Here is a 25,393-nt window from a genome sequence, read left to right on the forward strand (position 1 = left end):
TCGGTAGCTTTAACAAATTTAATTTAACAGCATGCAACGATTCTTCGCCGGAATCCTGGTTTTGGTAGTATCAGGTCTGATTTTTCTTCCCTCTTGTAATTCCCGTCCCGGTAAACCGAAAATTCTTGTTTTCAGTAAAACAGCCGGATTTTATCACAATTCCATTCCTGATGGAATGGCTGCCATTCAAAAATTGGGTGCAGAAAATGGTTTTGATGTGGATACCACAAGAGACGCTGCTTATTTTAATGAAGATAGTCTTCGTAATTATTCCGCTGTAGTTTTTTTAAGCACTACCGGTGATGTATTAAACCATTACCAGGAGGCGGCCTTCGAACGTTATATTCAGGCGGGTGGTGGTTATGTGGGTGTGCATGCTGCTGCTGATACTGAATATGATTGGGGTTGGTACGGCAGAATGGTTGGAGGATATTTTCTGGACCATCCCGGAATTACTGATACGTTTCCCAACGTGCAGGAAGGTGTGCTGAAAGTGGTTGACAATAACCATGCAGCAACCAAACACCTGCCTGCCGACTGGAAACGAACGGATGAGTTCTATAGCTATAAAAAAATGAATAAAGATGTCTCCGTAATCATGAAGATTGATGAGAAGACATATAATGGCGGTAAAAACGGTGATGATCACCCGATGTCCTGGTATCATGAATATGATGGGGGCCGCGCTTTTTATACTGCGCTGGGCCATACCAAAGAATCCTTTGGCGAAGAAGCTTTCCTGAAACATTTACTCGGAGGCATACAATATGCTATTGGAAAAAATAAAAAACTCGATTACTCCAAAGCAAAAACAGCCATGGTGCCGGATGAAGATCGCTTTACTAAAACCATGCTGGTAAATGGCACATTCTTCGAACCTACCGAACTAACGGTGTTGCCTAACCTGGATATCCTGATTGCACAACGAAGGGGCGAAATCCTATATTATAAGTCCGGCGATTCAACTGTTAAGCAGGCACTCTTTCTGAATGCTTACTGGAAAACGGAAACACCGGGAGTAAACGCAGAAGAAGGAGTACTTGGATTACAGGCTGATCCTAATTTTGAAAAGAATAAACACGTGTTTATTTTTTACAGTCCGGCCGAAGCTTCCGTAAACCGCTTATCCCGCTTCACTTTTGAAAAAGACACGCTGATAAATGAAAAAGTAGTGCTGGAGTTTCATTCTGATCGTAATATCTGCTGTCATACAGGTGGCTCCATTGCGTTTGACAAAGATGGATTACTTTATGTTTCAACTGGTGATAACGCTACACCTTTTGATGAACCCAAACAACCCTATGTAAGCCATGGTTATGCGCCCCTGGATGATCGTCCCGGACATCAGCAATACGATGCACGTCGAACTTCCGGTAATGCCAATGATCTCCGGGGCAAAATTCTGCGTATCTGGGTAAAAGAGGATGGTAGTTATGAAATTCCGGATGGCAATCTTTATCCGAAAGGAACGCCGGGTACAAGACCCGAAATTTATGTTCAGGGTAACCGCAATCCCTATCGGATTTCTGTAGATCAGAAAACAGGTTATCTGTACTGGGGTGAAGTTGGGCCGGATGCGGGGGTGGACAGTTTCGATACTCGTGGTCCAAGAGGATACGATGAAGTAAACCAGGCCAGGAAAGCCGGTCATTTCGGATGGCCTTTCTTTATTGCCGATAACAAACCCTACTATGAGTATGATTATGGTTCGGGAACTACCGGTGTAAAGTTTGATGTAAATAAGCCGTTAAACAATTCCCGCAACAATACAGGTATTAAAGAACTGCCGGTTCCCCAGTCTGCATTTATCTGGTATCCTTATGGTGCATCTGCGGAATTCCCGCAAGTGATGACTGGCGGAAGAAATGCAATGGCGGGTCCTGTATATTACACCGATCGTTTTCCAGCTGAAACCAGGTTGCCGGATTATTATAATGGTAAACTCATTATTTACGACTGGATCAGGGGCTGGGTAAAAGCGGTGACCATGTTACCCAATGGAGATTTTGACAAGATGGAACCTTTCCTCTCCAATATCCGCTTTAACAGCATGATAGATATGGAAGTTGGTCCGGATGGCAAACTCTATTTCATTGAATATGGAAGTGGCTGGTTCAGCAAGAACCCGGATGCGGGTCTTGGCCGGATCGACTACAATGGAGGCAATCGCGCCCCCAAAGTGGGAACTATTACACTTGATAAAACCTCTGGCAAACTTCCGCTTACGGTAAAGGCTACTGTGGAGGCGAAAGATCCCGAGAAAGATAAAATAAGCTATAAGTGGAACCTGGGTAATGGCGTTATCAAGGAAACAACGGAGCCTACTATAACACATACCTATGAAAAAGCAGGCGACTATGAAATAACAGTAGAAGTAAGTGATCCTGCAAAAGCAAGCAGCAAATCTGCCGGTGCGGCCCTCTATGCCGGCAATATTGCTCCTGAGGTAACGGTGATGCTTACCGGAAATCAACGCTTTTATTTCCCCGGAATTCCTGTGCAGTATGAAGTGCAGGTGAAGGATGCGGACGATCCGAATGCAGGTAAGGATCTAACAGACTTATACATATCTGCAGATTACGTGGAAGGTTTTGATAAGGCTGGCGCTAATCTTGGTCACCAGGTTGTTTCAGATGTAATCATTGGTAAGAGCCTGATTCAGTCGCTGGATTGTAAATCCTGTCACAAGGAAAATGAAAAGTCGATTGGTCCGGCTTATTTTGAAGTAGCTAAAAAATATGCTGGCCAGGCGGATGCCGCCAGTTACCTGATCAACAAGATGATCAAAGGTGGCGCAGGCGTATGGGGAGAGGTAGCAATGCCTGCGCATCCGGATCTGAAGCCCGGAGATGCGGCTAAAATTGTAAACTGGATTCAATCCCTGAATGCCGGAAACAAACAGAAATCCCTTCCGGTTTCCGGAAGCCTGCAGCCGACATTAGGAAAGCCGGTGAAACCAAACGGAGCTTTGGTAATCTCTGCCACATATTCAGATAAAGGCGGACCTGGTTTGCGTTCGCTTTCTTCCTCTGCACAGGCAGCACTCAGGCATCCTATACTGAATTTTGCAGAAGCTGCTGATATGAAGGATTATTCGGTTATGAATTATAATGGAATGACGCTGATGATTGTTCCGAATGGTGTTGGTCATTTTGCAATTCCTGATATTGATCTGACAGGAGTGAAAGGTATACAGCTTACAGCAGGCTGGCAGGAAACACCGAAGCAGGCGATTGGTTTTGAAGTAAGGCTGGATGCACCGGATGGTAAATTACTGGGAACAATACAGCTTGGAACCACAGGTCATCCGGCTGTAAAACCAGGAAGTTTTGGCGGTACTATGCTTTCAGGAAAACTGGAACCAGTAACTGATGGAAAAATTCATAAACTTTACATAGTGAGCAAGCCTTCCGGAGAAGGCAGCTTTACAACCCTGGCTTTGCAGGGATTGACATTAACAGGTAATTAATTATTTGATCCGATACGATATGAAACGAGTTGGCTTTTTGATTTTATCCGCATTTCTATTATTTGCTTCAATTGTTCAGGCTCAACAGTCTTTTACATTGAGCGGACGTATAACTGATATCAATAACCGAACTATTGCCAGGGCAACTGTTCGGTTATTGAACAGTGATGAAATCCAAAGTACTGATGCCTCCGGCCAGTTTGAGTTCCGGCAATTAGCGCCAGGCAACTACCTGTTGGAAGTTACCGCTATTGGATATGCTATCGCAACCAAAGAAGTACAGGTAAAACAAGCAGTTACAGACCTGACTATTCAGTTAACAGAATCGGTTGAGCAACTGGATGAAGTGATTGTGAGTGCTGAGAAAAAGGAGCAGCGACTGACTACTATTCCGTATAGCATCAGCACTTTATCTGCGAAAGAAATCAATCAGTATCGGTTATGGAATACGAGGGAGCTCACGGGTATTATACCCAATTATTTTGCGGGGCATTCCGGTGATGAAAGAAATGTAGTGGGCATACGTGGAATCACCACAACATCCTATGATCCTGCTGTAGCAGTGTACGTGGATGGCGTCAATCAGTTCAGCCTGGATACTTATATCCCCCAACTCAATGACGTGGAGCGAATTGAAGTGTTGCGCGGGCCGCAGGGAACGTTGTACGGTCGTAATGCGATGGGCGGTGTGATCAATATTATTACCAAAAAGCCTTCGAACAAAACAAGGGCTTTTGTAGAACTGACCAATGGCAATTATGATCAGTTCAGGTATACGGCAGGTGTTCAGACACCGGTTGTCAAAGATCGTTTGTATTTTGGAGCAACAGCTTTGATCCAGGGTAGGGATGGGTATTATACCAACGAGTTCAACAACAAAAGTTTTGATGAACAGCAAACTATCAGCGGAAATTATTTTCTCAAATACCGCGTGAATCAGCATTGGTCTGTTACTGCGAATTTTAAACATCAGAATAACCGCAACTGGGGCGCTTTCCCCCTCGTAAACGGGGTGGAAACGGCATTGGAAGAACTTTATAAACTAAGCCAGAATGCGGTGGGTAAAATGATTGATAATACCCAGAATGCGAGCCTGGCTGTGCAACATCGTTCTGATAAACTGTTATTCAGTTCACAAACTGCCTTTCAGAAAAACTATCGGTACTATAATTCTCCGCTGGATGGTGATTTTTCTCCCCTGGATGCGGTTTCCATCATCAATGATTATGGCAAAGCATATAACAAGGTTAGCGTGTGGACCCAGGAGTTCAGGTTAACTAATACACCTGCTGCATCCCGATTGAACTGGACTGCAGGAGCCTACCTGTTTTCCCAGCAGGCGCCGGTTAAACAGGCTACTTATTTTGGAGAAGATGCCGGATTGATCGGAGCGCCTATGACTAATTTTTCTTCCATCACTACCTCCGAAGCGAACAACCGCGGACTGGCATTCTTTGGTCAGATGGAATATGCGATATCGGAAAAGTGGAATGTGTTGGCAGGATTGCGGTATGATTATGAATCCAAGAAGCTGAATGTATTGGGAGAATTCCAGCCGGAAGGCGCTGACCCAATGGTTACCCGTCCGGATACTTCTGCGAAGGCGGGCTTTTCTGCGTTTTCTCCAAAATTGGGTATTAGTTATGAAGTGAATGAGCAGGGAAGGTTTTTTGCCAATTTCACCCGTGGGTTCAGAACCGGTGGTTTAACCAGCCTGGGATCGGATCCCTCCCAACCTCCATTGTTTTCCTACAAACCTGAATACAGCTCGAACCTGGAATTGGGTTTCCGGCAGGAAGTATGGAATCGTAAACTGCGGTTAGGCATTACTGTATTCTATACTGAACTTACGGATGCCCAGGTTCCTACCCTGGTCCTTCCTGATGCAATTACCATCACCCGGAATACCGGCAAACTGGTAAGTCGCGGTTTTGAATTCGAACTTTCTTCCAAGCCATTTAAAGGCCTGCAGGTTGATTACAATTTCGGAACCACCCGAGCGAAATACAGCTCACTCAAGGTATCCAGCAATGGTGATGAAGTGGACCTGAGTGGCAGACGCCAGATCTTTACTCCTGCGGTTACTTCTATGCTGGCTGCTCAGTATGAGCGGATCGTATTTCCCAAAGCACATATGGGTATCAGGGTTCGGGGAGAATGGACCTATCTCGGTGAGCAATATTTTAATTTATCGAACAGCATCCGGCAATCGCCTTACCAGTTGCTGAATGCCAGGGCAGGGATTTATACGCGACGTTCGGAATTCTATTTCTGGAGCCGCAATATTACCGACCAGCAATATATTTCCTATGCCTATGATTTTGGTGCGGTTCATATTGCGCCCCCTGCCACCTATGGGCTGACCTACCGGTATTCCATAAATTGATATACTCCTCACTCCGCCGCGGCGGATGCCACCGGTCGGGTGACTGCAGGACAGTTGAAATGCAACTGTCCTGTATTTTTAAGGTATGCAAGCCATATTAGGAGTACTGTTTCACTTTATTGGGGGATTTGCCTCCGGCAGTTTTTACATACCGTACAAAAAAGTTAAAGGCTGGTCCTGGGAAACCTACTGGTTAATCGGAGGATTGTTTTCCTGGCTGATCGTTCCGCCTTTGGCTGCCTGGATCACTATCCCTGATTTTGCAACAATTATTGCAGAAACAAAATTCTCAACGCTTACACTTACCTATTTTTTTGGACTGCTCTGGGGAATTGGCGGACTCACTTACGGACTGGGTGTTCGGTATCTGGGTGTGTCTTTAGGTAGCAGCATCATCCTGGGATTATGTATGGTATTCGGCGCCCTTATCCCGGCTATTTATTACCAGTTTAATCCGGGTGAAAGCAAGGATACCATTGGCATGCTAACCGGTACCTACTGGGGACTTACAATTTTGGCAGGATTGGCGATTTGTATTCTCGGCATCATCTGGTGTGGCAAAGCCGGTACACAAAAGGAGAAATTTCTTCAATCCGGAGCAACCAATACTACAGCAAACCAGGAATATAAATTTGGAATTGGACTACTGGTTTCTATCATCAGTGGCATCCTGAGTGCCTGCTTTAATTTCGGATTGGAAGCTGGAAAACCCATGGCAAACACGGCGAATGAAATTTGGAAAGCAGCCAATGCTGGTCAGGGCGAATTTCTCTTTCAGAATAATGTTACTTATGTAGTGGTATTGTGGGGCGGCCTTACCACCAATCTGGTGTGGTGCCTGCTTTTAAATTATCGCAATAAGACCTTCGGTGATTATTCCAGCAAAAGCGTTCCAATTGCAAAAAATCTGTTATTCTGTGCACTGGCAGGTACCACCTGGTTTCTGCAGTTTTTCTTTTATGGAATGGGTGAAAGCAAATTGGGGAATGGTCCGAGTTCCTGGATTCTTCATATGGCTTTTATCATATTGGTAGCCAATGCATGGGGATTAGTTCTTAGTGAGTGGAAAGGCACGCCTGTAAATGCCCGTAAAAATGTTATCATCGGAATTCTGCTGATTATACTTTCCGTATTGGTAGTAGGTTATGGCAATTCAATTCGAACCTGATCATTTATTTGAAACCTTATATATGACAACTGCGACTGATCAATTTAAATATGTTAACTATTTGTGGGATGCAGATAAAGCAGCTTCCCTGGAGGGCGATGAAATTGCACTGCTTTTATATCGCTCCAATTTATTGGGTGCTGATCTGCGACTAACCAACTATGGTGGCGGTAATACCTCCTGCAAACTTTTGCAACCCGATCCCCTCACTGGCGAGCAGACTGAAGTGATGTGGGTGAAAGGCTCCGGAGGTGATATTGGTACGTTGAAAAAATCCGGATTGGCGGCATTGTATCTGAACCGCCTGCATCAATTGGAAACCGTCTACAAAGGAATTGACATGGAGGACCAGATGGTGGAATTGTTTAATCATTGCATATATGATCTGAACAGTAAAGCACCATCTATTGACACACCCCTGCATGCGTTCCTGCCCTTTAAGCACATCGATCACCTGCACCCGGATGCAGCCATCGCGATTGCAGCAGCAAAAGATGGCAGGAAGATAACGGAGGATTTATTCAATGGAAAAATCGGGTGGGTGGATTGGCAGCGACCTGGCTTTGATCTTGGATTGAAATTACGGCAATGTCTAAACGAAAATCCGGGAATAAGGGGAATTATGCTGGGGTCACATGGGTTGTTTACCTGGGGAGAAACTGCTTTTGAATGTTATATCAATACCCTTGAAGTGGTGGAACAATGTGCCCGGTATATTGAAGAAAAAGTGACGGCTAAAGGACTTCCGTTCGGAGGTGAAAAAATCAAAGCTGCTTCAATTGTTGATCGAAATAAACAGGCGGCTGCGCTGGCACCTGTTCTTCGTGGATTTTGTAGCAGCCAGGTTTCCATGATAGGGCATTTTACGGATGATGATCGCGTACTTCAATTTATCAATTCGGTTAACCTTGACCGTTTGGCACCAATGGGTACCAGTTGTCCGGATCATTTTCTGAGAACCAAGATCAGTCCGCTTGTACTGGAAATAGCGCCAGATGCAGATTTGAGCAATACGGAATCGCTTCGACAAAAGTTAACTCCTGCTTTTGAAGAATACCGAAAAATGTATGCTGATTATTATACAGGATGTAAGCATCCGGATAGTCCGGCAATGCGAGACCCCAACCCGGTAGTGATATTGTATCCTGGAATCGGAATGTTCACGTTTGCTAAGGATAAACAAACAGCCCGGGTAGCAGCGGAATTTTATATTAATGCGATCAATGTCATGCGTGGTGCAGAAGCAATCAGTGAATACACTGCATTACCAAGACAGGAAGCATTTAATATCGAATACTGGTTAATGGAAGAAGCCAAACTGCAGCGAATGCCGAAGCCAAAAGTACTGACAGGAAAAATTGCACTGGTAACCGGAAGTGCAGGGGGTATTGGGAAAGCCATTGCAAAAAAATTCGCCGAAGAAGGTGCCTGTGTGGTGCTGAATGATCTGAATGAAGAACGATTGAAAAATGCAGAAACTGAGTTTGTTCAGCAATTTGGAAAAGACCAGGTAAGATCGGTAATGCTTGATGTAACTGATAGTATATCCATTTATTCCGCGTATGAAAATGCCATCCTCCAATTCGGTGGAGTGGATATCATCGTTAACAATGCAGGGATCAGTATTTCTAAATCTATAGCTGAACATAGTTTGGAAGAATGGGATCGTTTGTTTGATATCCTGGTAAAGGGGCAATTCATGGTATCAAAAGAAGGTATTGCCATTCTCCGAAAACAGGGAATGGGGGGAGATATTGTGAACATTGTTTCCAAAAATGCTGTAGTGGCTGGCCCGAATAATCCGGGTTATGGATCCGCTAAAGCAGCGCAGGCACATCTGACAAGATTAATGGCGGCTGAATTAGGTGCGGATAAAATTCGCGTGAATGCTGTTAACCCCGATGCCGTTATCGCCGACAGTAATATCTGGTCTGGCGGATGGGCAGAGGGAAGAGCTAAAGCTTATGGTATTTCTGTTGAGGACTTGCCAGCCTATTATGCAAAAAGAACCTTGCTGAATGAAATCATTATTCCCGAAGATATTGCCAATGCCTGTTTTGCATTGGTGGGTGGGTTATTGAAAAAATCAACCGGTAATGCACTCAATGTGGATGGAGGAGTAGGAATGGCGTTCCTTCGCTAGGATTTGTTTGAAAAGAAATAACTTACAAAAAACGATTGACTATGCTTTTGGAAGGCTCTACAATTGAAAAACATAATGAACAGCGACTTCGCCGGCATAAACTTAAACTTGCTTCACTGCAGGATGAATTCCCAGAAACAGAGCAGATCATCCGGCAGATCGAAGCATTTCAGGTGGCGATACCCAGTTGGGCACTAGGGACAGGTGGTACAAGATTTGGTCGTTTTTCAGAAGGAGGCGAGCCCCGTTCGCTGGAAGAAAAGATGGAAGATGTTGGATTACTGAATCAGCTCAATCGGGCAAGTGGTGCAATTTCATTACATATTCCCTGGGATGTTCCGCAAGATCCTGCTGCTATCAGACAATTGGCTCAGGAATATGGTTTATCATTCGATGCAGTTAATTCAAATACTTTTCAGGATCAACCGCAACAGGCACTTAGTTATAAGTTCGGGTCCTTACAACATGTAGATAAGGCCGTACGAAAACAGGCAATTGACCATAATATAGAAGTGATTAAACATGGTGTTGAACTTGGTTCCAAAGCTATTACGGTATGGTTATCAGATGGATCCTGTTTTCCCGGCCAGTTAAATTTCAGAGGAGCATTTGAACGCACACTGGAAAGTTTGCAGGAAATCTACGGGGCATTGCCCGCGGATTGGAAGATCTTTATCGAATACAAGGCGTTCGAGCCAAATTTTTACAGTATGACCGTAGGGGATTGGGGACAATCCTTACTCTATGCATCGAAGCTTGGCCCCAAAGCCTATACGCTTGTGGATTTGGGACATCATCTGCCCAACGCGAATATTGAACAGATAGTTGCCTTGCTTTTGATGGAGGGTAAGCTGGCAGGGTTTCATTTTAACGATAGCAAATATGGAGATGATGATCTTACGGTTGGTAGTATCAATCCCTACCAGTTGTTTTTAATATTCAACGAACTGGTTGAGGGGATGAATGCAAGAAATATGAATCATGCCAAAGACCTGGGTTGGATGATTGACGCGTCACACAATGTGAAAGATCCGCTGGAAGATCTGATACAATCTGTTGAAGCCATTCTTATTGCCTATGCGCAAGCTTTATTGATTGACACGACTGTGCTAAAACAGGCACAGGCCGTCAATGATGTAGTTCGTTGCCAGGAAATCTTACAGGCTGCTTATCGTACAGATCTTCGACCACTTATTGCGGAAGCGCGATTCAGAAAGGGCGGGACGTTGGAACCTCTTGAACTTTTCCGGTCAGAAGCGATAAGAAATACATTGATTAAAAAAAGAGGAGAAAAAACGGTAGCAACCGGATTATAACCAGAGTGCATGATTCCTATAGCTGTAACTGCTATTTTTGATATTGGTAAAACTAATAAGAAGCTGTTGTTATTTGATGAGCAACAGCAGATAGTTGATCAGTATGCAGAACGCATCGGGGAATTAACCGATGAAGATGGTTTCCCCTGTGATGACTTGCTGGCGATTCGTCGCTTCATTTTTGCGGCTCTCGATAGAATTATAGAGAACCCTGGCTGGAACCTGCAGGCAGTAAATTTTTCTGCCTATGGAGCTAGCCTGGTTTACCTGGATGAAAATGGCCAGCCAATTACACCGCTCTACAATTATTTAAAACCATATCCTGAAGAACTTGCAAATGCATTATTTGAAAAATATGGAGGACAGGAATCCTGGTCGCGGGAAACTGCTTCGCCCTACCTCGGAAGTCTGAATTCCGGCTTACAGCTTTACCGGTTAAAAATAGAACGACCGGAATTGTTCAAACGGGTAAATTTCGCTCTTCATTTACCGCAGTATTGCTCTTATTTGTTAACCGGCCTTCACAGTTCGGATCCAACCAGCATTGGTTGTCATACAGGTTTATGGGATTATGAAATGCAAGACTATCATGAATGGGTAAAACAGGAAGGCTTAACCGAAAAACTGGCTCCCCTTTTCCCTGGCAATTATAAAGAACGGGTTCGATACAAGGGGCAGGCCTTCTGGTGTGGAATTGGCATGCACGATAGTTCCGCCGCTCTTGTTCCCTATCTTCAGCAGGCGGATAAAAAATTTACATTGCTCTCTACAGGCACCTGGTGTATTACATTGAATCCGTTTAATGAAGATCCGCTCACCCCTCAGGAGCTGGCATTGGATTGTCTTTGCTACCTGAGTTGCGAAGGTAAACCAGTGAAAGCAAGCCGGCTCTTTGGAGGCCATGAACATGAAATCCAGGTCAAACGTATAGCCGATCATTTTCAACAATCAGTTGAGCAGATATTATCTGTTTCTGTTGATGAAAACTTTACCCCGATACCATCGTCCTTTACTCCTGCACCCGGTTCCCTGATTGAACAGCTCGCCTTCCGCGATCGTTCCTTGCAGGGATTTGCTACAGCTTCAGAAGCCTATCATCAATTAATGGTTGATCTGATTACTTTACAGGCAGTATCCATTCGTTTGGTTGTTAATGAAGATATTCGTATTCTTTTTTTAGAAGGTGGTTTTGCGAAAAATGAACTCTTCCTACACTTTCTTAAACGGGCATTTCCCAAACTGACTATTCAGTTAGGTGAGAATGCACAGGTTGCTGCGCTGGGCGCGCTGCTGCTGGTGAAGGATTCAGTTCGTTCTTCTCTTTAGTATTGATTCAAACAGGTTGAATATTCGTTTGTATTCATCCGCCCAGCTAGAGGGATCAACGAATCCATGATCCTCCATCGGATACAGGGCTACCTGCCAGTTTTCTTTGCCTAATTCGATGAGCCGTTGATTAAGCCGCACTACATCCTGAAAATGTACATTGACATCCACCATACCATGGCAAATCAACAGGTGGTCTTGTAAGCCGGCTGCGAAATAGATCGGTGAACTTCTTCTGTAGGCAATGCTGTCTTCTGCTGGCGTGTTTAGAATATTGGAAGTATATCCATGGTTATAATGTGCCCAGTCGGTAACAGGGCGAAGCGCTGCACCTGCTGCAAATGTTCCGGGAGAGGTAAATAAGCCCATCAGTGTGATGAAACCGCCATAGGATCCGCCATAAATCCCAATCCGTGTGGCATCCACTCTATGTTCTTTTGCCAGCCATTTTGCCCCATCGATATGATCAGTCAGATCCTTACCTCCCATGTGACGATAGATGGCAGTCCGCCAATCGCGGCCATATCCTGCACTACCTCTGTAATCCATATCCAGCACATAGTATCCCTGGTCGGCCAGCATGTTATGAAACATATATTCTCTGAAATAACTGCTCCACCATTTGTGTGCATTTTGCAAATACCCTGCCCCATGAACAAAGATTACGGCCGGCTTGGAAGGATCAGGATTTGCCGGACGATAGAATCTGGCAGGAACCATTGCTCCATCTGCAGCCGGAACCTGTACCAGCTCCGGATCGCGCCAGGAATAAGAGGCAAATAATTCAGATTGGCCCCTATTGGTGATTTGTTGCGCTTTCGCTTTAGGGTTGTTATCCTGCAAATAAAGTTCCCAGGGTTTATTGGAATAGGAATATAATATAGCCAACTGTTTTTCGTCTGGGGATATCACTACCTGGTTAGCTCCTGTAAGCTGTGTGATGCGTTCTGGTTTTCCACCTGTAACGGACAACCGATAAAAATGTTTTTCTCCGGGGTGAACTTCGTTTGTGGTTAGGAAAAAATACTTTCCGTCTTTTGATTTTTGTACAGATTGCACTTCATAACTCCCTTGTGTAAGCGCTGTTTTTTTACCGGTTTGAATAGTATACTTGTAAAGATGTGAATACCCGGTAACTTCTGACTGGAACCAGTACTCATATTCATTGATCCAACCGGCGGATGCACCAAAACTTCCAATACCGGGGCCACCAATCCAGGCCTCGTCCCGTTGCCGGTCAACAAGTTTCAATTTTCCTTCTGATGGAATCAATTGCATGATCCATCTGTCCTTATTGTCCTGTGAATAGATTTCAACTATGGCATTGCTGCCGGAAGGCGACCAGCTCAGCCGGCCAATGGAAAGCAGACGTTTTATTTTTTTTGCAGCTGACAACCTGGAAGGATAATCTTTCAGATAGTCAGGAAGATCTTCAATACCCGGAATTGAATCCAATGAAACAGTGTGAAGACTGTCTTTTTCCCGATCGTATACAAATAATTCACTGGTTCCCGAAGGGCTGCCCACTTTGGTTCTTGCCGGAATATCTTCCGTAAAACCTGTTTCAGTAACATAATTGGGGACAATTGTTCGCTTGCCACCTTGATCCGGCTTGAAAAGTGTATAACTGATATAACGACCATCTGAACTGATCTGTAGATTGCGCATCATTTTATCACCGGTATACAGTTGCCGAACCTGTTGTGGCTTAGGCAAAGATTTGGTAAAGGCTTCGGTAGCTTCTTTTTTTTCTTTACGTTCCCGGATAACTTCCATCCATTCAAACTGATCTTTTTTTAACCATTCCTCCTGTGAACCCGAACGCTGTTTACTTTCTGCAGGGGCAGTTTTCTGAACGCTGATCAGTTGTTGCAGCTGACCGGTTTCAGGATCCCAGGCATATAGGTCCTGCTGCAGTTGAAAAACGATCCTCTTTTCATTGAAAGAAAAAACCGGATTCATTTCGGAGACAATTGTTTGTGTTATCTGCCTGGTTTTTCCTGTTTTGGTATCTAGTAGAAAAATATCACCGTCTTTTTGATAGAGAGCCTGACTGCGAGCCAGGTTAAAAACCAGGTTACGATAGTAGAGAATATGGTTTTTTCGTGAGCTGGCCAGTTTTTGGGGAGTACGATTTTCCTTTGTGATAAAATAAGTCGAATCGGCTGCTGCATTTTCCGGATTCCATTCAAAATACAGGATGGAACCATCAGCACTCCACTGCAGGTTGGATGGCGAACTTCCCATCCATTTGGGATCTGCCATAATTTTATCTATGGTCAGTTTTCCCAGTTGGATTTGTGCATATAATCCGGTGGATAGGGAAAGTAAAACAACAATAGCGATTTTTTTCATGCCATTCGACTTTAACTGCTAAGATAGGGGATGAATACCTGTTATAACTTACCTTAGTATAAATCAGGTTCTCCATGGAATTTTTTGTGTCTGAGGACTCCATTGTAAGAAAAATCTGGGGTAAGAGCGATACTATATTATTCATATTTGCAGGCGCTGCTGCTGAGTTTGCACTCAATAAAGCGGTGGACTGGTTATACTATACCGGGAAACTTCCGGCAGATCCGATTGGCCGGCTATTTTCTACAGTTGAATATGCCCGAAAGATTGTATTCACACCAACTCAGCAAGCACATAAAGCGATAGATACCATGGCTGCCATCCATGCAGGATTGGAGAAAAAGAGAGGTAGCCAGATTCCGGATTGGTCCTATCGAGATGTATTGTTCATGCTGATTTATTATTCAATCGCTGCTTACGAATTGCTGGAGCGGAAACTGACTGAGGAGGAAAAGCAGGAAGTGTATGATGTTTTTTACCGGATGGGATCACGCATGGGTGTAAAAGAACTACCTGCAACTTATGAAGAATGGTTACCTGTTCGGGAAACTCATTTAGGACAGGACCTGGAGAAATCGGTTTATACCGAAGATCTATTCAAGCAATATCGAAAGCACCTGGGGAATATGAGATTCCGCGTATTAATTGAAGCACAGAAACTGGTAGTGCCACAACGGGTAAAGGAATTATTACAGTTCAGTGATTTTTCATTGCTGACACCTGTTGTTCCATTGTACAAAGTCAGCCGGCTCATGAAAATGGACTGGATGCTGAAAAAAATATTACTACCCGGGGCTTACCAGGAGCAGATTCAGGGGCTGGATATTGTTCCGCATCCCAGACCATCAAAATGAGGTTAACTGGTATATTCTATTGCCGAATTAATACACCATTTGCTATTTCTATATTCAGGTTTCCTGAAGCGGAGATTTTGAAATAGAAACTGTCAGCCTTCTGGTTGTAAATTTCATAAACTGGAAACCCTGATGAACTAGTTAGAATATTTGAAAATAAACTGCTTGAGTCTGGAATTGTATTTTCGTATTCCAGAGAATATCTGCTTTCGTTGATCCAACGTATTTTGCCTCGCCCCGGGAGCCCATTTGTTGATATTGATTGAAATAGATCTCCAGTTATTTCTAATGTTTTTATTTTCGATAAAGTAGAATGTTTGTATACAACTTTGTAAGTGCCATCTGATAATTTTTTCAGCTGGTGATTTTCAAATCCAGTGAGCAAAACGAGCAGGATAGTTAGTATGATCAGATAATTTACCTTTAGCATCGGGTAAAAATTAAATAAAATCTGAAACAATATCTTCCCATTTTCGCTAAAATGTTTTCCATGTATACGGTGGGCCTATTCGTTCCCTGTTATATAGACCAGTTTTACCCGCAGGTGGCCATTTCAAGCCTGCAACTGTTGGAGAAACTGGGCTGTAAAGTGGTGGTTCCCTTAAACCAAACCTGTTGCGGTCAGCCAATGGCCAATAGTGGTTTTGCCAGCCTGTCAAAAGGTTGTGATGCTAATTTCATTCAGAATTTTTATGAACTGGATTATATTGTTTGTCCCTCCGGTAGCTGCACCCTTCATATTAAAGAACATCTCCACAGTGAACAGTTTCCGGACAAAGCGACGCGGATTCAACAGCGCATCTATGAGCTGACTGAATTCCTCACAGATGTATTAAAACTGACCAGCTTCAAAGGATCCTTTCCACGCCGTGTCGGTTTACACAATTCCTGTCATGGGCAACGTGGCCTGCATCTTTCTTCTATGTCTGAGTTGGTAGCACCGGTTTTTTCAAAGCCCGCGGATTTGCTGCAGCGAATCAACGGACTTGAATTAGTAGTACCGGAACGATCAGATGAGTGTTGCGGTTTTGGTGGTACCTTCTGTGTGTTTGAAGAAGCGGTTAGTGTAAAAATGGGTAAGGACCGGATCAGGGAACATGAACAAAACCAGGTGGAAATTCTGACCGGAGGTGATATGAGCTGTTTGATGCACCTGGAAGGTATTTTAAAACGCAAAAAAAGTCCGGTTAGGGTAATGCATATTGCTGAAATTTTAAATGCCGGATATGAGTAGTCGTCACGCTCAATTAGCCGAACAATTCAATGCCGATGAACCGCGCACTAACTGGCATGATCAAACGCTTTGGTGGGTTCGTCAGAAACGGGACCGTGCTGCCAATACCCTTCCTGAATGGGAACAACTTCGGCAATGGGCATCCGACATAAAGGATCATACCTTGTCGAATCTGCATGCCTACCTGCTGGAGTTTGAAAAAAATGCACTGGCAAACGGAGTGTTTGTTCATTGGGCGACAGATGCCGAAGAGCACAACCGGATTATTTACGAAATTCTGCAAAAGGCTGGTGTCGATCACATCGTCAAGAGCAAGAGCATGCTCACGGAAGAATGTCACCTCAACCCTTATCTGCAGGGTAAAGGCATTGATGTAGTTGATACCGACCTCGGTGAACGAATCGTACAATTCAGGGAAGAGGCACCCAGCCATATTGTTTTACCTGCTATACATCTTAAAAAGGAAGATGTCAGTAATACCTTTCATGAGCACCTGGGTACAGAAAAAGGGAATAATGATCCGCAATACCTGACACATGCCGCCCGCCTGCATCTCAGGGAGAAGTTTATCCAGTCGGATATTGCCATTACCGGTGTCAATTTCGCGATTGCCGAAACAGGTGGTATTGTAGTATGTACCAATGAAGGCAATGCCGATATGGGGGCTCATGCGGCCCGGGTTCATATTGCCTGCATGGGGTTTGAAAAAATCATTCCCAAAGCAGAACATTTGGGAGTATTTACGCGACTGCTTGCCAGAAGTGCAACCGGGCAGCCCATCACCACCTATACCAGTCATTTTCACCGGCCCGCACCTGGTAAGGAAATGCATATTGTATTAGTCGACAATGGGCGATCGCGGCAATTAGGCAGAGAGGATTTTCGAAATTCCTTAAAGTGTATCCGTTGTGCTGCCTGCTTTAATACCTGCCCGGTTTACAGACGTAGCGGGGGGCATAGTTATCATACGGCAGTTGCCGGACCGATCGGTTCCATCCTGAATCCCAACCTGGATATGAAAGCAAATGCAGATCTTCCATTTGCCTCAACGCTCTGCGGTTCCTGTTCGAATGTTTGTCCGGTTAAAATCAATATTCACGAGCAACTTTGGAAATGGAGGCAGGTAATCAGCGCAGAAGGACTAACAGCACCTTCAAAAAAATTGGGCATGCAACTGATGGCCTGGGTACTGGCTCGGCCAGGTATTTATCGTTTTGCAGGTAAGACTGCCAGATGGGTGATTTCAAATCTTCCCTTCCTGGTAAAAAATAAAACCTGGAACCCCTGGTTCAAACAGCGGGAAATGCCGGAAGCACCCAAACAGAGTTTTCAGGAATGGTATATAAATCAACAACGTTCATGAGTAGCCGAAATCAGATACTGGAAGCCATTAAAAACGCACAACCAGCAATAAAACCATTGCCAGTATTGGATTATACGGTGGTCACACCCATCCAAGAGTTGATCTCCTCCTTTGAACAATTTGTAAATGCTGTTGGTGGTAGGGTTCGGTTCGTTGATCAGTCTGCTGATCTTACCCTGGAAATTGAAAATGCAAGACAGGAAGGCCAGATAATTTTAAACAGGCTGAATGGATTTTCCACTCTGGATGAGATTTCACCGGACCTTGCCGAATTGGAGAAGCTCGACCGGGTTTATGTCCGGGCAAGTCTGGGTGTTGCAGAGAATGGTGCAATATGGGTGGAGGAAACGGCAATGGGTAACCGAATTTTACCATTTATTGCACAGGAGCTTGTATTAGTGTTGCGCGAAGAGGAACTCGTTCCCACCATGCATGACGCGTATCAACGTATCCGGATCAACCAGGAAGGCTTTGGTGTTTTTATTGCGGGACCATCTAAAACAGCAGATATTGAGCAATCGCTGGTAATTGGCGCACATGGTCCGGTAGCACTTACTGTTTTGATCCTGAAATCCGGGTTGGTGGTGCCTGTTTAAAAATTTTTTCCAGCATTTCGTACAGCCTGGGATGTTTGCTTTTTAATAATGCCGGGCGTTCAAAAAAGTATTCGGCGGCTACTGCAAAAAACTCTGTTTGGCTGGTTGCGCCATAAGGATTGATATCTGACTCATCTTCCTTTATCTCCTGTATTTTCTGGTGAATCAGCTTCAGCCAGGGCAGGCAATATTGTTTGGAGAGCAGTGCTTCAGGAATTCCGTCGACAGCGCCATCTGCCTTGTCAAGCAGATGTACAAATTCATGAATGGCTGTATTGTGTTTATCTGTTTTGTTGGAGAATCCTTCCCGTAAGGCCTGTTTACTGAGAATCATTTTATGATTCATAACACCCGATCCCACCATACCAAGGATATTCCGGTCGCGGGATTGGGTATCAAATTCCTGGTCAAAACTATCATTGTAAATCAACACATCGGTAAGGTTGCTGTAATGCCATTCAGGAAATCCGAAGATGGGAATAACGGCGCTGGCAGCAACCAGTACGCGGTCAGAGTCTTCGATTTCCGTTCCTACAGGTGTTATGCGTGTCTCACGGAGGAAATCTTCCACTTCAGTTATAAATCGCAGTTTATCGTTCTCTGGTAAGGAGCGGTAATAGGCTACTTCCTTTTCAAGAATCCCGGGAATATTGGCTGGTAGGGGTGTAGCGGCCTGTTTTTTACGATCTGCCTTTTTCCACCAGACCAGTACCAGTATCAGCGCTCCAAAAAATACAAGTCCAAACATATACAAATGTAATTACCCATCGGGTAACCGACGGGTAGGGTAAGCAGAAAAGCAGTTCACGCCCGAAAATCTACAATTCACTCCCCTGTTAAAATCTTAACAATTGTGCTAACTGTAATATCTCAAACTCTTTGTTATGCTAAACAAAACTATCTTACAATTTGCCCGTACATGGGCACTGCCATTGCTTGCTGTTTTATTTCTCGCCAGTTGTCAGAAAATGGGTCCTGTTCCTCCGCCATGGAAAAACCAGGCGAAGAAAAAAACAATCTGGGAAGTTGCTTCATCAGACGGACGTTTCAGTCTGCTTAAAGCGGCAGTAGCCCGTACCGGCCTGGTTCCTGCACTGAACGATAAAAAGGCGAACCTCACCGTATTTGCGCCTACAGATGATGCATTCAGAGCGGCTGGTTTCAGAACTGTATCTGACATCGCAAAAGCTCCCGTTGATGTGCTGAAGGCTATCTTATTGTATCATGTTGTTGGTGATGAAGTATTTGCTGCTGAAATTCCGCAGGCTAGCAATACTCCGGTTCCCAGTCTGAATGGTCAACCCTTATATGTTACCCGTACAAGCGCAGGAAATGTATTTATTAATGGTGTTAAAGTAATCATCGCTGATATCGATTGTTCTAATGGAGTGATTCATGTTGTGGATCGCGTATTGATTCCTGCTCCGGGTAATATTGTTGCGCTGGCAGCCGGAAATTCAAATCTCAGCTTCCTGGTAGCAGCTGTAATTCGCGCTGGTGCTTCTGGTACCGATGTTGCTGCTATCCTCAGCAGTGATGGCCCGTTTACCGTATTCGCCCCCACCAACCAGGCATTTGCCGCAGCCGGATTAACTTCAGTTGAGGTTATTAACAATGCTGATCCGGCCTTCCTCTTAAATGTGCTGGCCTATCATGTGATTGCAGGTGCCCGTGTATTCAGTTCTGATTTAGTTGATGGCGCTGATGTACCCACTTTCCAGGGTAGCACGTTGGAAATCAGTCTGGGATCCGGTGCAAGAGTAAAGGGCAATGCAAATGCTACAGCGTCCAATATAACCATCACAGACCTGCTCGCTACTAATGGAGTGGTACATGTGATTGACCAGGTATTGCTCCCATAAAATAGCATTCCCAATAAATAATTTACAGTTCACTCCATTCATTCAACAACTCACTCCATTCTGTTCATCTTTTGCCTTTCGATTCTGTTACAAAAGGAAAATCTAGCATCATGAAAAAATTTATAACATCCCGCTTACTTCTGATCGCGGTGGCCTTATTCAGTGTATTTACATTCTCAGCTTGTTCTGATGATGATGATGACAATCAGCCGGCAGATCCAACTATTACAGATGTGGTTGCTACCAATCCTAACTTCTCACTGCTCCTGGCTGCGGTTTCCAAAGCAGGTTTAGCAGACGAGTTGGCTGCTCCCGGCAATCTGACCGTATTTGCACCTGATAATGAAGCTTTCGCGGCTGCCGGTATCAACCAGGCCTTTATCAACAGCGCAACTCCACAGGCATTGGCTGATATCCTGCTGTACCATGTAGTAGGTGCAAGAGTTGGTTCCGCAAACGTGCCTGCAAGTGACAGCGTGCGTTCACTGGGACAAAAATTAATCTTTGCCTCCAGAAATGCAAATGGAGTGTTTGTGAATGGAGTGTCTGTAAAAACTGCGGATGTAGCTGCCAGCAATGGGGTAATTCATGTAATCAGCAATGTACTGATTCCACCAACGCAAACAATTGCGGGTATAGCAACAGGATCTCCTGATTTCTCCATCCTGGTTTCTGCTGTTACCAAAGCAGGACTGGTAAATGCAATCAGCAGCCCTGGTAAGTATACCGTATTTGCACCTACAAACGCTGCCTTCCAGGCTGCCGGTGTAACTCAGGCAACTATTGATGCCCTATCTGTTGCTGAAGTAACTGCTATTGTCGGACAGCACGTAATTGGTACAAACGTTTACGCAAGTGATTTGATCAATAACGGAACTGCTCCTACATTAAATCCAGCTGCAACACTTACCATTGGTACAAATCCTCCCAGCGTAAAAGTAACCGGCAGCAGCAGTACTGCGAGCAATGTAGTTACCACTACCCCTGGAGCCACATTTAATATCACTGCCACCAACGGTGTGGTTCATGTGATCGATCGCGTTATCCTGTAGAAAGATTGTAGTAGTTTTGATACTGCGGGGATGGCTAGATAGTTCCGGCTTTAACGCCGGAACTATCTTCTTACTTAACCTCTACCCATGTTTGCCCATAAATACAGACTCTGGTTTGCCCTTTTTCTTGGATGCTATTCTTACCTGAATACGCTCTATGCAGAGGTCTATACCTATTACCAGATTCAGGCTCCCTGGTACCTTAGCCTGCTCACCATTTTACTCGTTACCCTGGGAGTTTGGGAATCCAACCGATTACTTGATAACCGAATTCAAAAATCCTGGGCTAACAAAACACAACTCACCCGTATCGGTATTTCTTTCCTTGCGGGAACTATCGCATCTGTATTGATCGCATTGGTTATTATTGCCATTACTGCAAGGGGCCTTGCAGGACTCAGAGGCGCAGCTGTTTCTCTTCCCATGAAGCTGACTACTATGTATGCTACCAGGATCAACCTGTTTTTGCATATCATTAATGCGTTGTTTGTTTTCATTGGTAACCTCCGGCAAAAAGAAGTGGAAGCGGAAGCGCTCAAAAGAAATACTGCGCAGGCACAACTTCAGATAATCCGAAACCAGATCAATCCCCATTTCCTTTTTAATAACCTGAATGTATTATCAGGATTACTCGTTAAAAACAACCCGGAGGCTAATGAATTTGTTGAGTCTTTTGCCGCTGTTTATCGCTATTTATTAAGCAATCAGGATAAGGAATTGGTTTCTCTTCGGTCTGAACTCGAATTTATTCAACCTTATATCTTCCTTTTAACCAAACGATTCCCCGAAAGTTTATCCATCTCCCTATATGTTCAGGAAGGCGAAAAAGACAAGCGAATTGTACCTGGCGCTTTACAGTTGTTGATCGAGAATGCGATCAAGCATAATATATTGTCTAAACAATTCCCACTGGTTATTGATATTTCAGTGAACGGAAATAACAGTTTGGTTGTTAGTAATAACCTGCAAATCAAAAGTCCCGTTGAACCGTCAACGCAAATTGGACTTAATAATATCCGTCAGCGATATGAATTAAGTACAGGCCAGACGATCAGCATCAAAAAGGACGACCGGATTTTCAGTGTTCATTTACCATTAATAACCTAATCTCGTTTATGCGAACGCTTATTGTTGAAGATGAGCCATTGGCTGCGGAACGTCTGACAGTACTCCTCCAACAATTGCGCCCGTCTGCAGTTGTAGCGGCTGTCACGGATAGTATTTCAGAAACCATTCAATGGCTGAATGAAAACCCATCGCCTGATTTGATCCTTATGGATATTCAGCTTTCAGATGGTCCCTCTTTCGAAATTTTCAGAACAATCAAATCAGATTGCCCCATCATTCTGACTACCGCATTTGATTCTTATGCGATGGATGCTTTCAAATTGCTGAGTATTGATTATTTACTCAAACCTGTTTCTAAATCTGCACTTAAACAGGCCCTCGATAAACTGGATCTTCTGTCGGGGAAGAATACCATCCTTCCTAAGACCTATAAATCACGGTTCCTCGCCAGGATTGGAAGTCGCAGTTTCTTTATAGATGCCGCCGATATCGCTTATTTCTCCGCCGACAATAAAATTGTATATTTAAACGCGCATGACGGTACTCGTTACATTGTAGACTATACACTGGAAAGCCTGGAACTGGTGCTGGATCCACGACAGTTTTTCCGGCTAAACAGAAGTATCATTGTACAGGCATCCGCCATTCAACACATTAAACCATATATCAACAGCCGACTCAAACTCAATGTGAAAGCTGGTTCCAACCTGGATGAACTGATTGTTAGCAGAGAACGGGTACCGGCATTCCGCGAATGGGCTGAGAGTTAACTTATTGCTTATGAGAATTTCATTGCTCATTCTGTTTGTCTTGTTTTTTGTTGGTGCAGTGGCCCAGGGTAAAAAGGAAGATGTACTATATCTGAAAAACGGATCTGTTATCCGTGGCCAGCTTGTTGGTTCTTCAGATCAGCAGACCCGCATCCTTACGCAGGATGGTTCCATATGGTCTTTCAATAAAGCTGAACTCGACTCTATCCGATCCGAAAAACGCTATCGGAATTTTGCATACAAAACAAAAGGATTTGCACATTTCAGTGAACTTGGTCCGCTTGTAGCAGGGAAAACAACGGTTGATGGTGTAACTACTGCCGCCTTTTCCTTTCAAACGGTTAACGGGTATAAGTTCAACCAGTTTGCCATGCTGGGTTTTGGTACCGGTGTGGATCTGTATGCCACCCAAACAATCGTTCCGCTTTTCGCCAGTTTCCGGGGAGATATCGCTACCAACGGTACCGTGCTTCCGTTTTATTTTATCGATGCAGGATATGGAGCGAATATTACCCAGGATTCACAGGCCGGTGAAGATTTTAAAGGAGGGTTATTATATGCTGCCGGACTCGGTGTAAAAATTCCGTTCAATCGTTCTGCCGGCTTTTTGCTGAGCATTGGGTACCGTTACCAGGCAACCCAATCAATCCGCAACCAGGATGAGATCGATACGAAGTACCGCCGCCTGGCCATCCGAGCGGGCTTTTTCCTTTAAGTTGTCATTGGTTTAGTGGCTCGTACCATTTCTCTTTTACCAGGCGGACCAGGAATTTTTTCAATGCTGAATCCCGCTGCCTGCATGGCTCTTCTGACGATGCCTTTGCTGCAGTAGGTGACAAGTATGCCACCCGGCTTCATGTTATCAAACAGTTTCTTGAATACGGATTCGGTCCATAATTCCGGTTGGGCCGTTGGTGCGAATGCATCAAAATATACAATATCATAGTTGCCGGTGGGATGAAAAGCTTCAAGTGCAGTTTCCCGCTTATACAAGTAAAATTCCGGAGTAACGTTCACCCACTCATTCCATGCTGCCAGATGCATGGCTTTAAAATGTTCAACGGCATCCTGCTTTTTTAATAATGCTGCGTAATTCAGTTGCAGGGCCATTTCAAGTGAAACCGGATAAGCTTCCAGGCTTTCATACCAGATTTCCCGGCCTTCAGCTTCCAGTAACGAGAGCAAGGCATTCAGTCCGGTTCCAAAACCCATTTCAAGAATAGTTAATGCACCAGGGGAAGACTGCATTTTATAGCGCAACCCCGCTTCAATGAATACATGCATTGACTCCTGCACTGCACCGTGTTTGGAATGATAGGTAACCTGAAGTTCAGGTATCGAAATAGTATGACTGCCATCCGCTGTTGCCTCCAGGATTCTTTCCATACTGCGAAGTTAATTACTACTTTCGGGTATGTCTTATTTAGATCACCTTTCACTGGATAAGAAGATGGCTTCCATCCTTGATGGAGAACCCTTCGTGCTTAAAAAACAAAAGCGGCTGGATTTCTACCTGTGCAGCTCTATTATGAGTCAACAGTTATCTGTAAAAGTAGCTGCCGTAATCAAGCAGCGATTTTTATCACTGTATGATGATAAGCATCCACATCCGCAACAGATCCTGGAAACGCCTTTTGAAACATTACGGGGAATCGGTTTGTCCAATGCAAAAGTAAACTATGTACAAAATGTGGCGCGTTTCGCTCTTGAAGAAGGGATGGATTACAAAAAACTCGACAAGCTTTCCAATGAAGAAGTAATCGCTTATCTGACACAAATCAAGGGTGTTGGCAGATGGACGGTCGAAATGTTACTTATGTTCGCAATGGCAAGAGAAGATGTGTTTGCTATTGATGATTTGGGCATACAGATGGCGATGAAAAGACTCTATCGCCTCGATGATGCTGACCGGAAAAATTTCAGGGAAAAAATGCTGAAGATCTCTAAGAAATGGGCTCCCTACCGAACCTATGCCTGCGTACATCTCTGGAAATGGAAAGATAATGGGCCGGCTGTCTAATACATTTTGGTAACCGTTACATAACTAATTTCATTCCGGATCACCTTGAATTTTTTTAACAGGATCCGCTGGGGTTTTACCCATTCAAAAACCAGTTCATCCGCACAGGAGGAAGGGATTTTATATACTTTTTCAAAGCTGGAGCCAACCATCTTGTCTTCATATACCAACTCTCCTTCCTGATCACGTACGAATAAAGTGGTCTTTTCTTTTTTTGAAGTATTCAACCTCGCTTTGAAAAACAGGTAACCATCTTCCGCTTTTAGAAATTCAATTGAAGCTGCACTAGTTGCTGTTTGCCCGTTTACTGAAAGCAAACAGGCGAAAAAAAATCCCAATAGAAAAAAGATGCTTGTTCCTATGGTAGTACAATTTTTCATGCGTGAAAACTACCTCCTTAAAGTTACCCAA

The 25,393-nt window shown here is 44.2% G+C and carries 20 protein-coding genes; 16 read left to right on the forward strand and 4 right to left on the reverse strand.

All coding sequences use genetic code 11. The features are described 5' to 3' along the window. Positions 1 to 31: 31 nt before the first annotated feature. The 6 genes from MD536_RS12775 to MD536_RS12800 all read left to right on the forward strand — a co-directional run bounded on the left by MD536_RS12775 (position 32) and on the right by MD536_RS12800 (position 11,808). The gene (locus MD536_RS12775; RefSeq protein WP_239600330.1) at positions 32 to 3,469 is read left to right on the forward strand and encodes a ThuA domain-containing protein; all 3,438 of its coding nucleotides are present in this window, start codon (positions 32 to 34) and stop codon (positions 3,467 to 3,469) included. 19 nt (positions 3,470 to 3,488) lie between these two features. Further along, a complete protein-coding gene (locus MD536_RS12780; RefSeq protein WP_239600332.1) occupies positions 3,489 to 5,855 on the forward strand; it encodes a TonB-dependent receptor in 2,367 nt (788 codons plus the stop codon). An 85-nt stretch (positions 5,856 to 5,940) separates the two neighbouring features. Continuing rightward, entirely contained in the window at positions 5,941 to 7,023 is a 1,083-nt protein-coding gene (rhaT, locus tag MD536_RS12785; RefSeq protein WP_239600334.1) for an L-rhamnose/proton symporter RhaT, read from the forward strand. Positions 7,024 to 7,045: 22 nt separating this feature from the next. Next, positions 7,046 to 9,166 carry a bifunctional aldolase/short-chain dehydrogenase gene (locus tag MD536_RS12790; RefSeq protein ID WP_239600336.1) on the forward strand — a complete coding sequence of 707 codons (2,121 nt, stop codon included), beginning with the start codon at positions 7,046 to 7,048 and terminating at the stop codon, positions 9,164 to 9,166. A 41-nt stretch (positions 9,167 to 9,207) separates the two neighbouring features. Beyond that, positions 9,208 to 10,482, forward strand: a complete 1,275-nt coding sequence (locus tag MD536_RS12795) for a sugar isomerase (RefSeq protein WP_239600342.1) — start codon at positions 9,208 to 9,210, stop codon at positions 10,480 to 10,482. A gap of 9 nt (positions 10,483 to 10,491) precedes the next feature. Then, entirely contained in the window at positions 10,492 to 11,808 is a 1,317-nt protein-coding gene (locus MD536_RS12800) for an FGGY-family carbohydrate kinase (RefSeq protein WP_239600344.1), read from the forward strand. On the opposite strand, the gene MD536_RS12805 is transcribed toward MD536_RS12800, so the two are convergent. Beyond that, positions 11,788 to 14,163 (reverse strand): S9 family peptidase, encoded by a 2,376-nt coding sequence (locus MD536_RS12805; RefSeq protein WP_239600346.1) that lies wholly within the window; start codon positions 14,161 to 14,163, stop codon positions 11,788 to 11,790. The two genes, MD536_RS12800 and MD536_RS12805, sit on opposite strands and share 21 nt — an antisense overlap. A 74-nt stretch (positions 14,164 to 14,237) precedes the next feature. Here MD536_RS12805 and MD536_RS12810 point away from each other — a divergent pair, with 74 nt between their 5' ends. From MD536_RS12810 to MD536_RS12825, 4 genes are all read left to right on the forward strand, one after another. Then, on the forward strand, positions 14,238 to 15,017 hold the full coding sequence (locus tag MD536_RS12810) for an oxygenase MpaB family protein (protein WP_239600348.1): 780 nt from the start codon (positions 14,238 to 14,240) through the stop codon (positions 15,015 to 15,017). Between the two features lie 490 nt (positions 15,018 to 15,507). Beyond that, entirely contained in the window at positions 15,508 to 16,251 is a 744-nt protein-coding gene (locus MD536_RS12815; protein WP_239600356.1) for a (Fe-S)-binding protein, read from the forward strand. Next, a complete protein-coding gene (locus MD536_RS12820; protein ID WP_239600358.1) occupies positions 16,244 to 17,614 on the forward strand; it encodes a lactate utilization protein B in 1,371 nt (456 codons plus the stop codon). Before MD536_RS12815 ends, MD536_RS12820 begins: the two co-directional genes overlap by 8 nt. After that, positions 17,611 to 18,210: a LutC/YkgG family protein gene (locus MD536_RS12825; RefSeq protein ID WP_239600393.1), complete on the forward strand. Its 600-nt coding sequence runs from the start codon at positions 17,611 to 17,613 to the stop codon at positions 18,208 to 18,210. The genes MD536_RS12820 and MD536_RS12825 overlap by 4 nt, the downstream gene beginning before the upstream one ends. Here MD536_RS12825 and MD536_RS12830 read toward each other — a convergent pair. Then, on the reverse strand, positions 18,167 to 18,958 hold the full coding sequence (locus MD536_RS12830) for a M90 family metallopeptidase (protein WP_239600395.1): 792 nt from the start codon (positions 18,956 to 18,958) through the stop codon (positions 18,167 to 18,169). The genes MD536_RS12825 and MD536_RS12830 overlap by 44 nt on opposite strands. Positions 18,959 to 19,094: 136 nt before the next feature. On the opposite strand from MD536_RS12830, the gene MD536_RS12835 reads away from it, so the two are divergent. The 5 genes from MD536_RS12835 (at position 19,095) to MD536_RS12855 (ending at position 23,677) form a co-directional block, all read left to right on the forward strand. Further along, a complete protein-coding gene (locus MD536_RS12835) occupies positions 19,095 to 20,072 on the forward strand; it encodes a fasciclin domain-containing protein (protein WP_239600398.1) in 978 nt (325 codons plus the stop codon). Positions 20,073 to 20,182: 110 nt separating this feature from the next. Continuing rightward, positions 20,183 to 21,124, forward strand: coding sequence for a fasciclin domain-containing protein (locus MD536_RS12840; protein WP_239600400.1), 942 nt, complete (start codon positions 20,183 to 20,185; stop codon positions 21,122 to 21,124). A gap of 87 nt (positions 21,125 to 21,211) precedes the next feature. After that, positions 21,212 to 22,231, forward strand: a complete 1,020-nt coding sequence (locus MD536_RS12845; protein WP_239600404.1) for a sensor histidine kinase — start codon at positions 21,212 to 21,214, stop codon at positions 22,229 to 22,231. A gap of 8 nt (positions 22,232 to 22,239) precedes the next feature. Then, the gene (locus MD536_RS12850; RefSeq protein WP_239600410.1) at positions 22,240 to 22,962 is read left to right on the forward strand and encodes a LytR/AlgR family response regulator transcription factor; all 723 of its coding nucleotides are present in this window, start codon (positions 22,240 to 22,242) and stop codon (positions 22,960 to 22,962) included. A 10-nt stretch (positions 22,963 to 22,972) separates the two neighbouring features. Further along, positions 22,973 to 23,677, forward strand: a complete 705-nt coding sequence (locus MD536_RS12855) for a hypothetical protein (protein WP_239600412.1) — start codon at positions 22,973 to 22,975, stop codon at positions 23,675 to 23,677. Here MD536_RS12855 and mnmC2 read toward each other — a convergent pair. Beyond that, the gene (mnmC2, locus tag MD536_RS12860; protein ID WP_239600414.1) at positions 23,674 to 24,348 is read right to left on the reverse strand and encodes a tRNA (5-methylaminomethyl-2-thiouridine)(34)-methyltransferase MnmC2; all 675 of its coding nucleotides are present in this window, start codon (positions 24,346 to 24,348) and stop codon (positions 23,674 to 23,676) included. The genes MD536_RS12855 and mnmC2 overlap by 4 nt on opposite strands. A 28-nt stretch (positions 24,349 to 24,376) precedes the next feature. On the opposite strand from mnmC2, the gene MD536_RS12865 reads away from it, so the two are divergent. After that, positions 24,377 to 24,982, forward strand: a complete 606-nt coding sequence (locus MD536_RS12865) for a DNA-3-methyladenine glycosylase family protein (RefSeq protein WP_239600420.1) — start codon at positions 24,377 to 24,379, stop codon at positions 24,980 to 24,982. Here the strand turns inward: MD536_RS12865 and MD536_RS12870 are convergent. Further along, complete coding sequence (locus MD536_RS12870; RefSeq protein WP_239600426.1) at positions 24,979 to 25,362, reverse strand: hypothetical protein; 384 nt, start codon at positions 25,360 to 25,362, stop codon at positions 24,979 to 24,981. The genes MD536_RS12865 and MD536_RS12870 overlap by 4 nt on opposite strands. Between the last annotated feature and the right edge of the window lie 31 nt (positions 25,363 to 25,393).

The organism is Flavihumibacter cheonanensis (assembly GCF_022352215.1).
Lineage (GTDB): Bacteria > Bacteroidota > Bacteroidia > Chitinophagales > Chitinophagaceae > Flavihumibacter > Flavihumibacter cheonanensis.

What these genes read in the sequence shown, in the direction of transcription:
- MD536_RS12775 (WP_239600330.1), top strand. Translation starts at nt 32, where the DNA reads ATGCAACGATTCTTCGCCGGAATCCTGGTTTTGGTAGTATCAGGTCTG.
- MD536_RS12780 (WP_239600332.1), top strand. Translation starts at nt 3,489, where the DNA reads ATGAAACGAGTTGGCTTTTTGATTTTATCCGCATTTCTATTATTTGCT.
- rhaT (WP_239600334.1), top strand. Translation starts at nt 5,941, where the DNA reads ATGCAAGCCATATTAGGAGTACTGTTTCACTTTATTGGGGGATTTGCC.
- MD536_RS12790 (WP_239600336.1), top strand. Translation starts at nt 7,046, where the DNA reads ATGACAACTGCGACTGATCAATTTAAATATGTTAACTATTTGTGGGAT.
- MD536_RS12795 (WP_239600342.1), top strand. Translation starts at nt 9,208, where the DNA reads ATGCTTTTGGAAGGCTCTACAATTGAAAAACATAATGAACAGCGACTT.
- MD536_RS12800 (WP_239600344.1), top strand. Translation starts at nt 10,492, where the DNA reads ATGATTCCTATAGCTGTAACTGCTATTTTTGATATTGGTAAAACTAAT.
- MD536_RS12805 (WP_239600346.1), bottom strand. Translation starts at nt 14,163, where the DNA reads ATGAAAAAAATCGCTATTGTTGTTTTACTTTCCCTATCCACCGGATTA.
- MD536_RS12810 (WP_239600348.1), top strand. Translation starts at nt 14,238, where the DNA reads ATGGAATTTTTTGTGTCTGAGGACTCCATTGTAAGAAAAATCTGGGGT.
- MD536_RS12815 (WP_239600356.1), top strand. Translation starts at nt 15,508, where the DNA reads ATGTATACGGTGGGCCTATTCGTTCCCTGTTATATAGACCAGTTTTAC.
- MD536_RS12820 (WP_239600358.1), top strand. Translation starts at nt 16,244, where the DNA reads ATGAGTAGTCGTCACGCTCAATTAGCCGAACAATTCAATGCCGATGAA.
- MD536_RS12825 (WP_239600393.1), top strand. Translation starts at nt 17,611, where the DNA reads ATGAGTAGCCGAAATCAGATACTGGAAGCCATTAAAAACGCACAACCA.
- MD536_RS12830 (WP_239600395.1), bottom strand. Translation starts at nt 18,958, where the DNA reads ATGTTTGGACTTGTATTTTTTGGAGCGCTGATACTGGTACTGGTCTGG.
- MD536_RS12835 (WP_239600398.1), top strand. Translation starts at nt 19,095, where the DNA reads ATGCTAAACAAAACTATCTTACAATTTGCCCGTACATGGGCACTGCCA.
- MD536_RS12840 (WP_239600400.1), top strand. Translation starts at nt 20,183, where the DNA reads ATGAAAAAATTTATAACATCCCGCTTACTTCTGATCGCGGTGGCCTTA.
- MD536_RS12845 (WP_239600404.1), top strand. Translation starts at nt 21,212, where the DNA reads ATGTTTGCCCATAAATACAGACTCTGGTTTGCCCTTTTTCTTGGATGC.
- MD536_RS12850 (WP_239600410.1), top strand. Translation starts at nt 22,240, where the DNA reads ATGCGAACGCTTATTGTTGAAGATGAGCCATTGGCTGCGGAACGTCTG.
- MD536_RS12855 (WP_239600412.1), top strand. Translation starts at nt 22,973, where the DNA reads ATGAGAATTTCATTGCTCATTCTGTTTGTCTTGTTTTTTGTTGGTGCA.
- mnmC2 (WP_239600414.1), bottom strand. Translation starts at nt 24,348, where the DNA reads ATGGAAAGAATCCTGGAGGCAACAGCGGATGGCAGTCATACTATTTCG.
- MD536_RS12865 (WP_239600420.1), top strand. Translation starts at nt 24,377, where the DNA reads ATGTCTTATTTAGATCACCTTTCACTGGATAAGAAGATGGCTTCCATC.
- MD536_RS12870 (WP_239600426.1), bottom strand. Translation starts at nt 25,362, where the DNA reads ATGAAAAATTGTACTACCATAGGAACAAGCATCTTTTTTCTATTGGGA.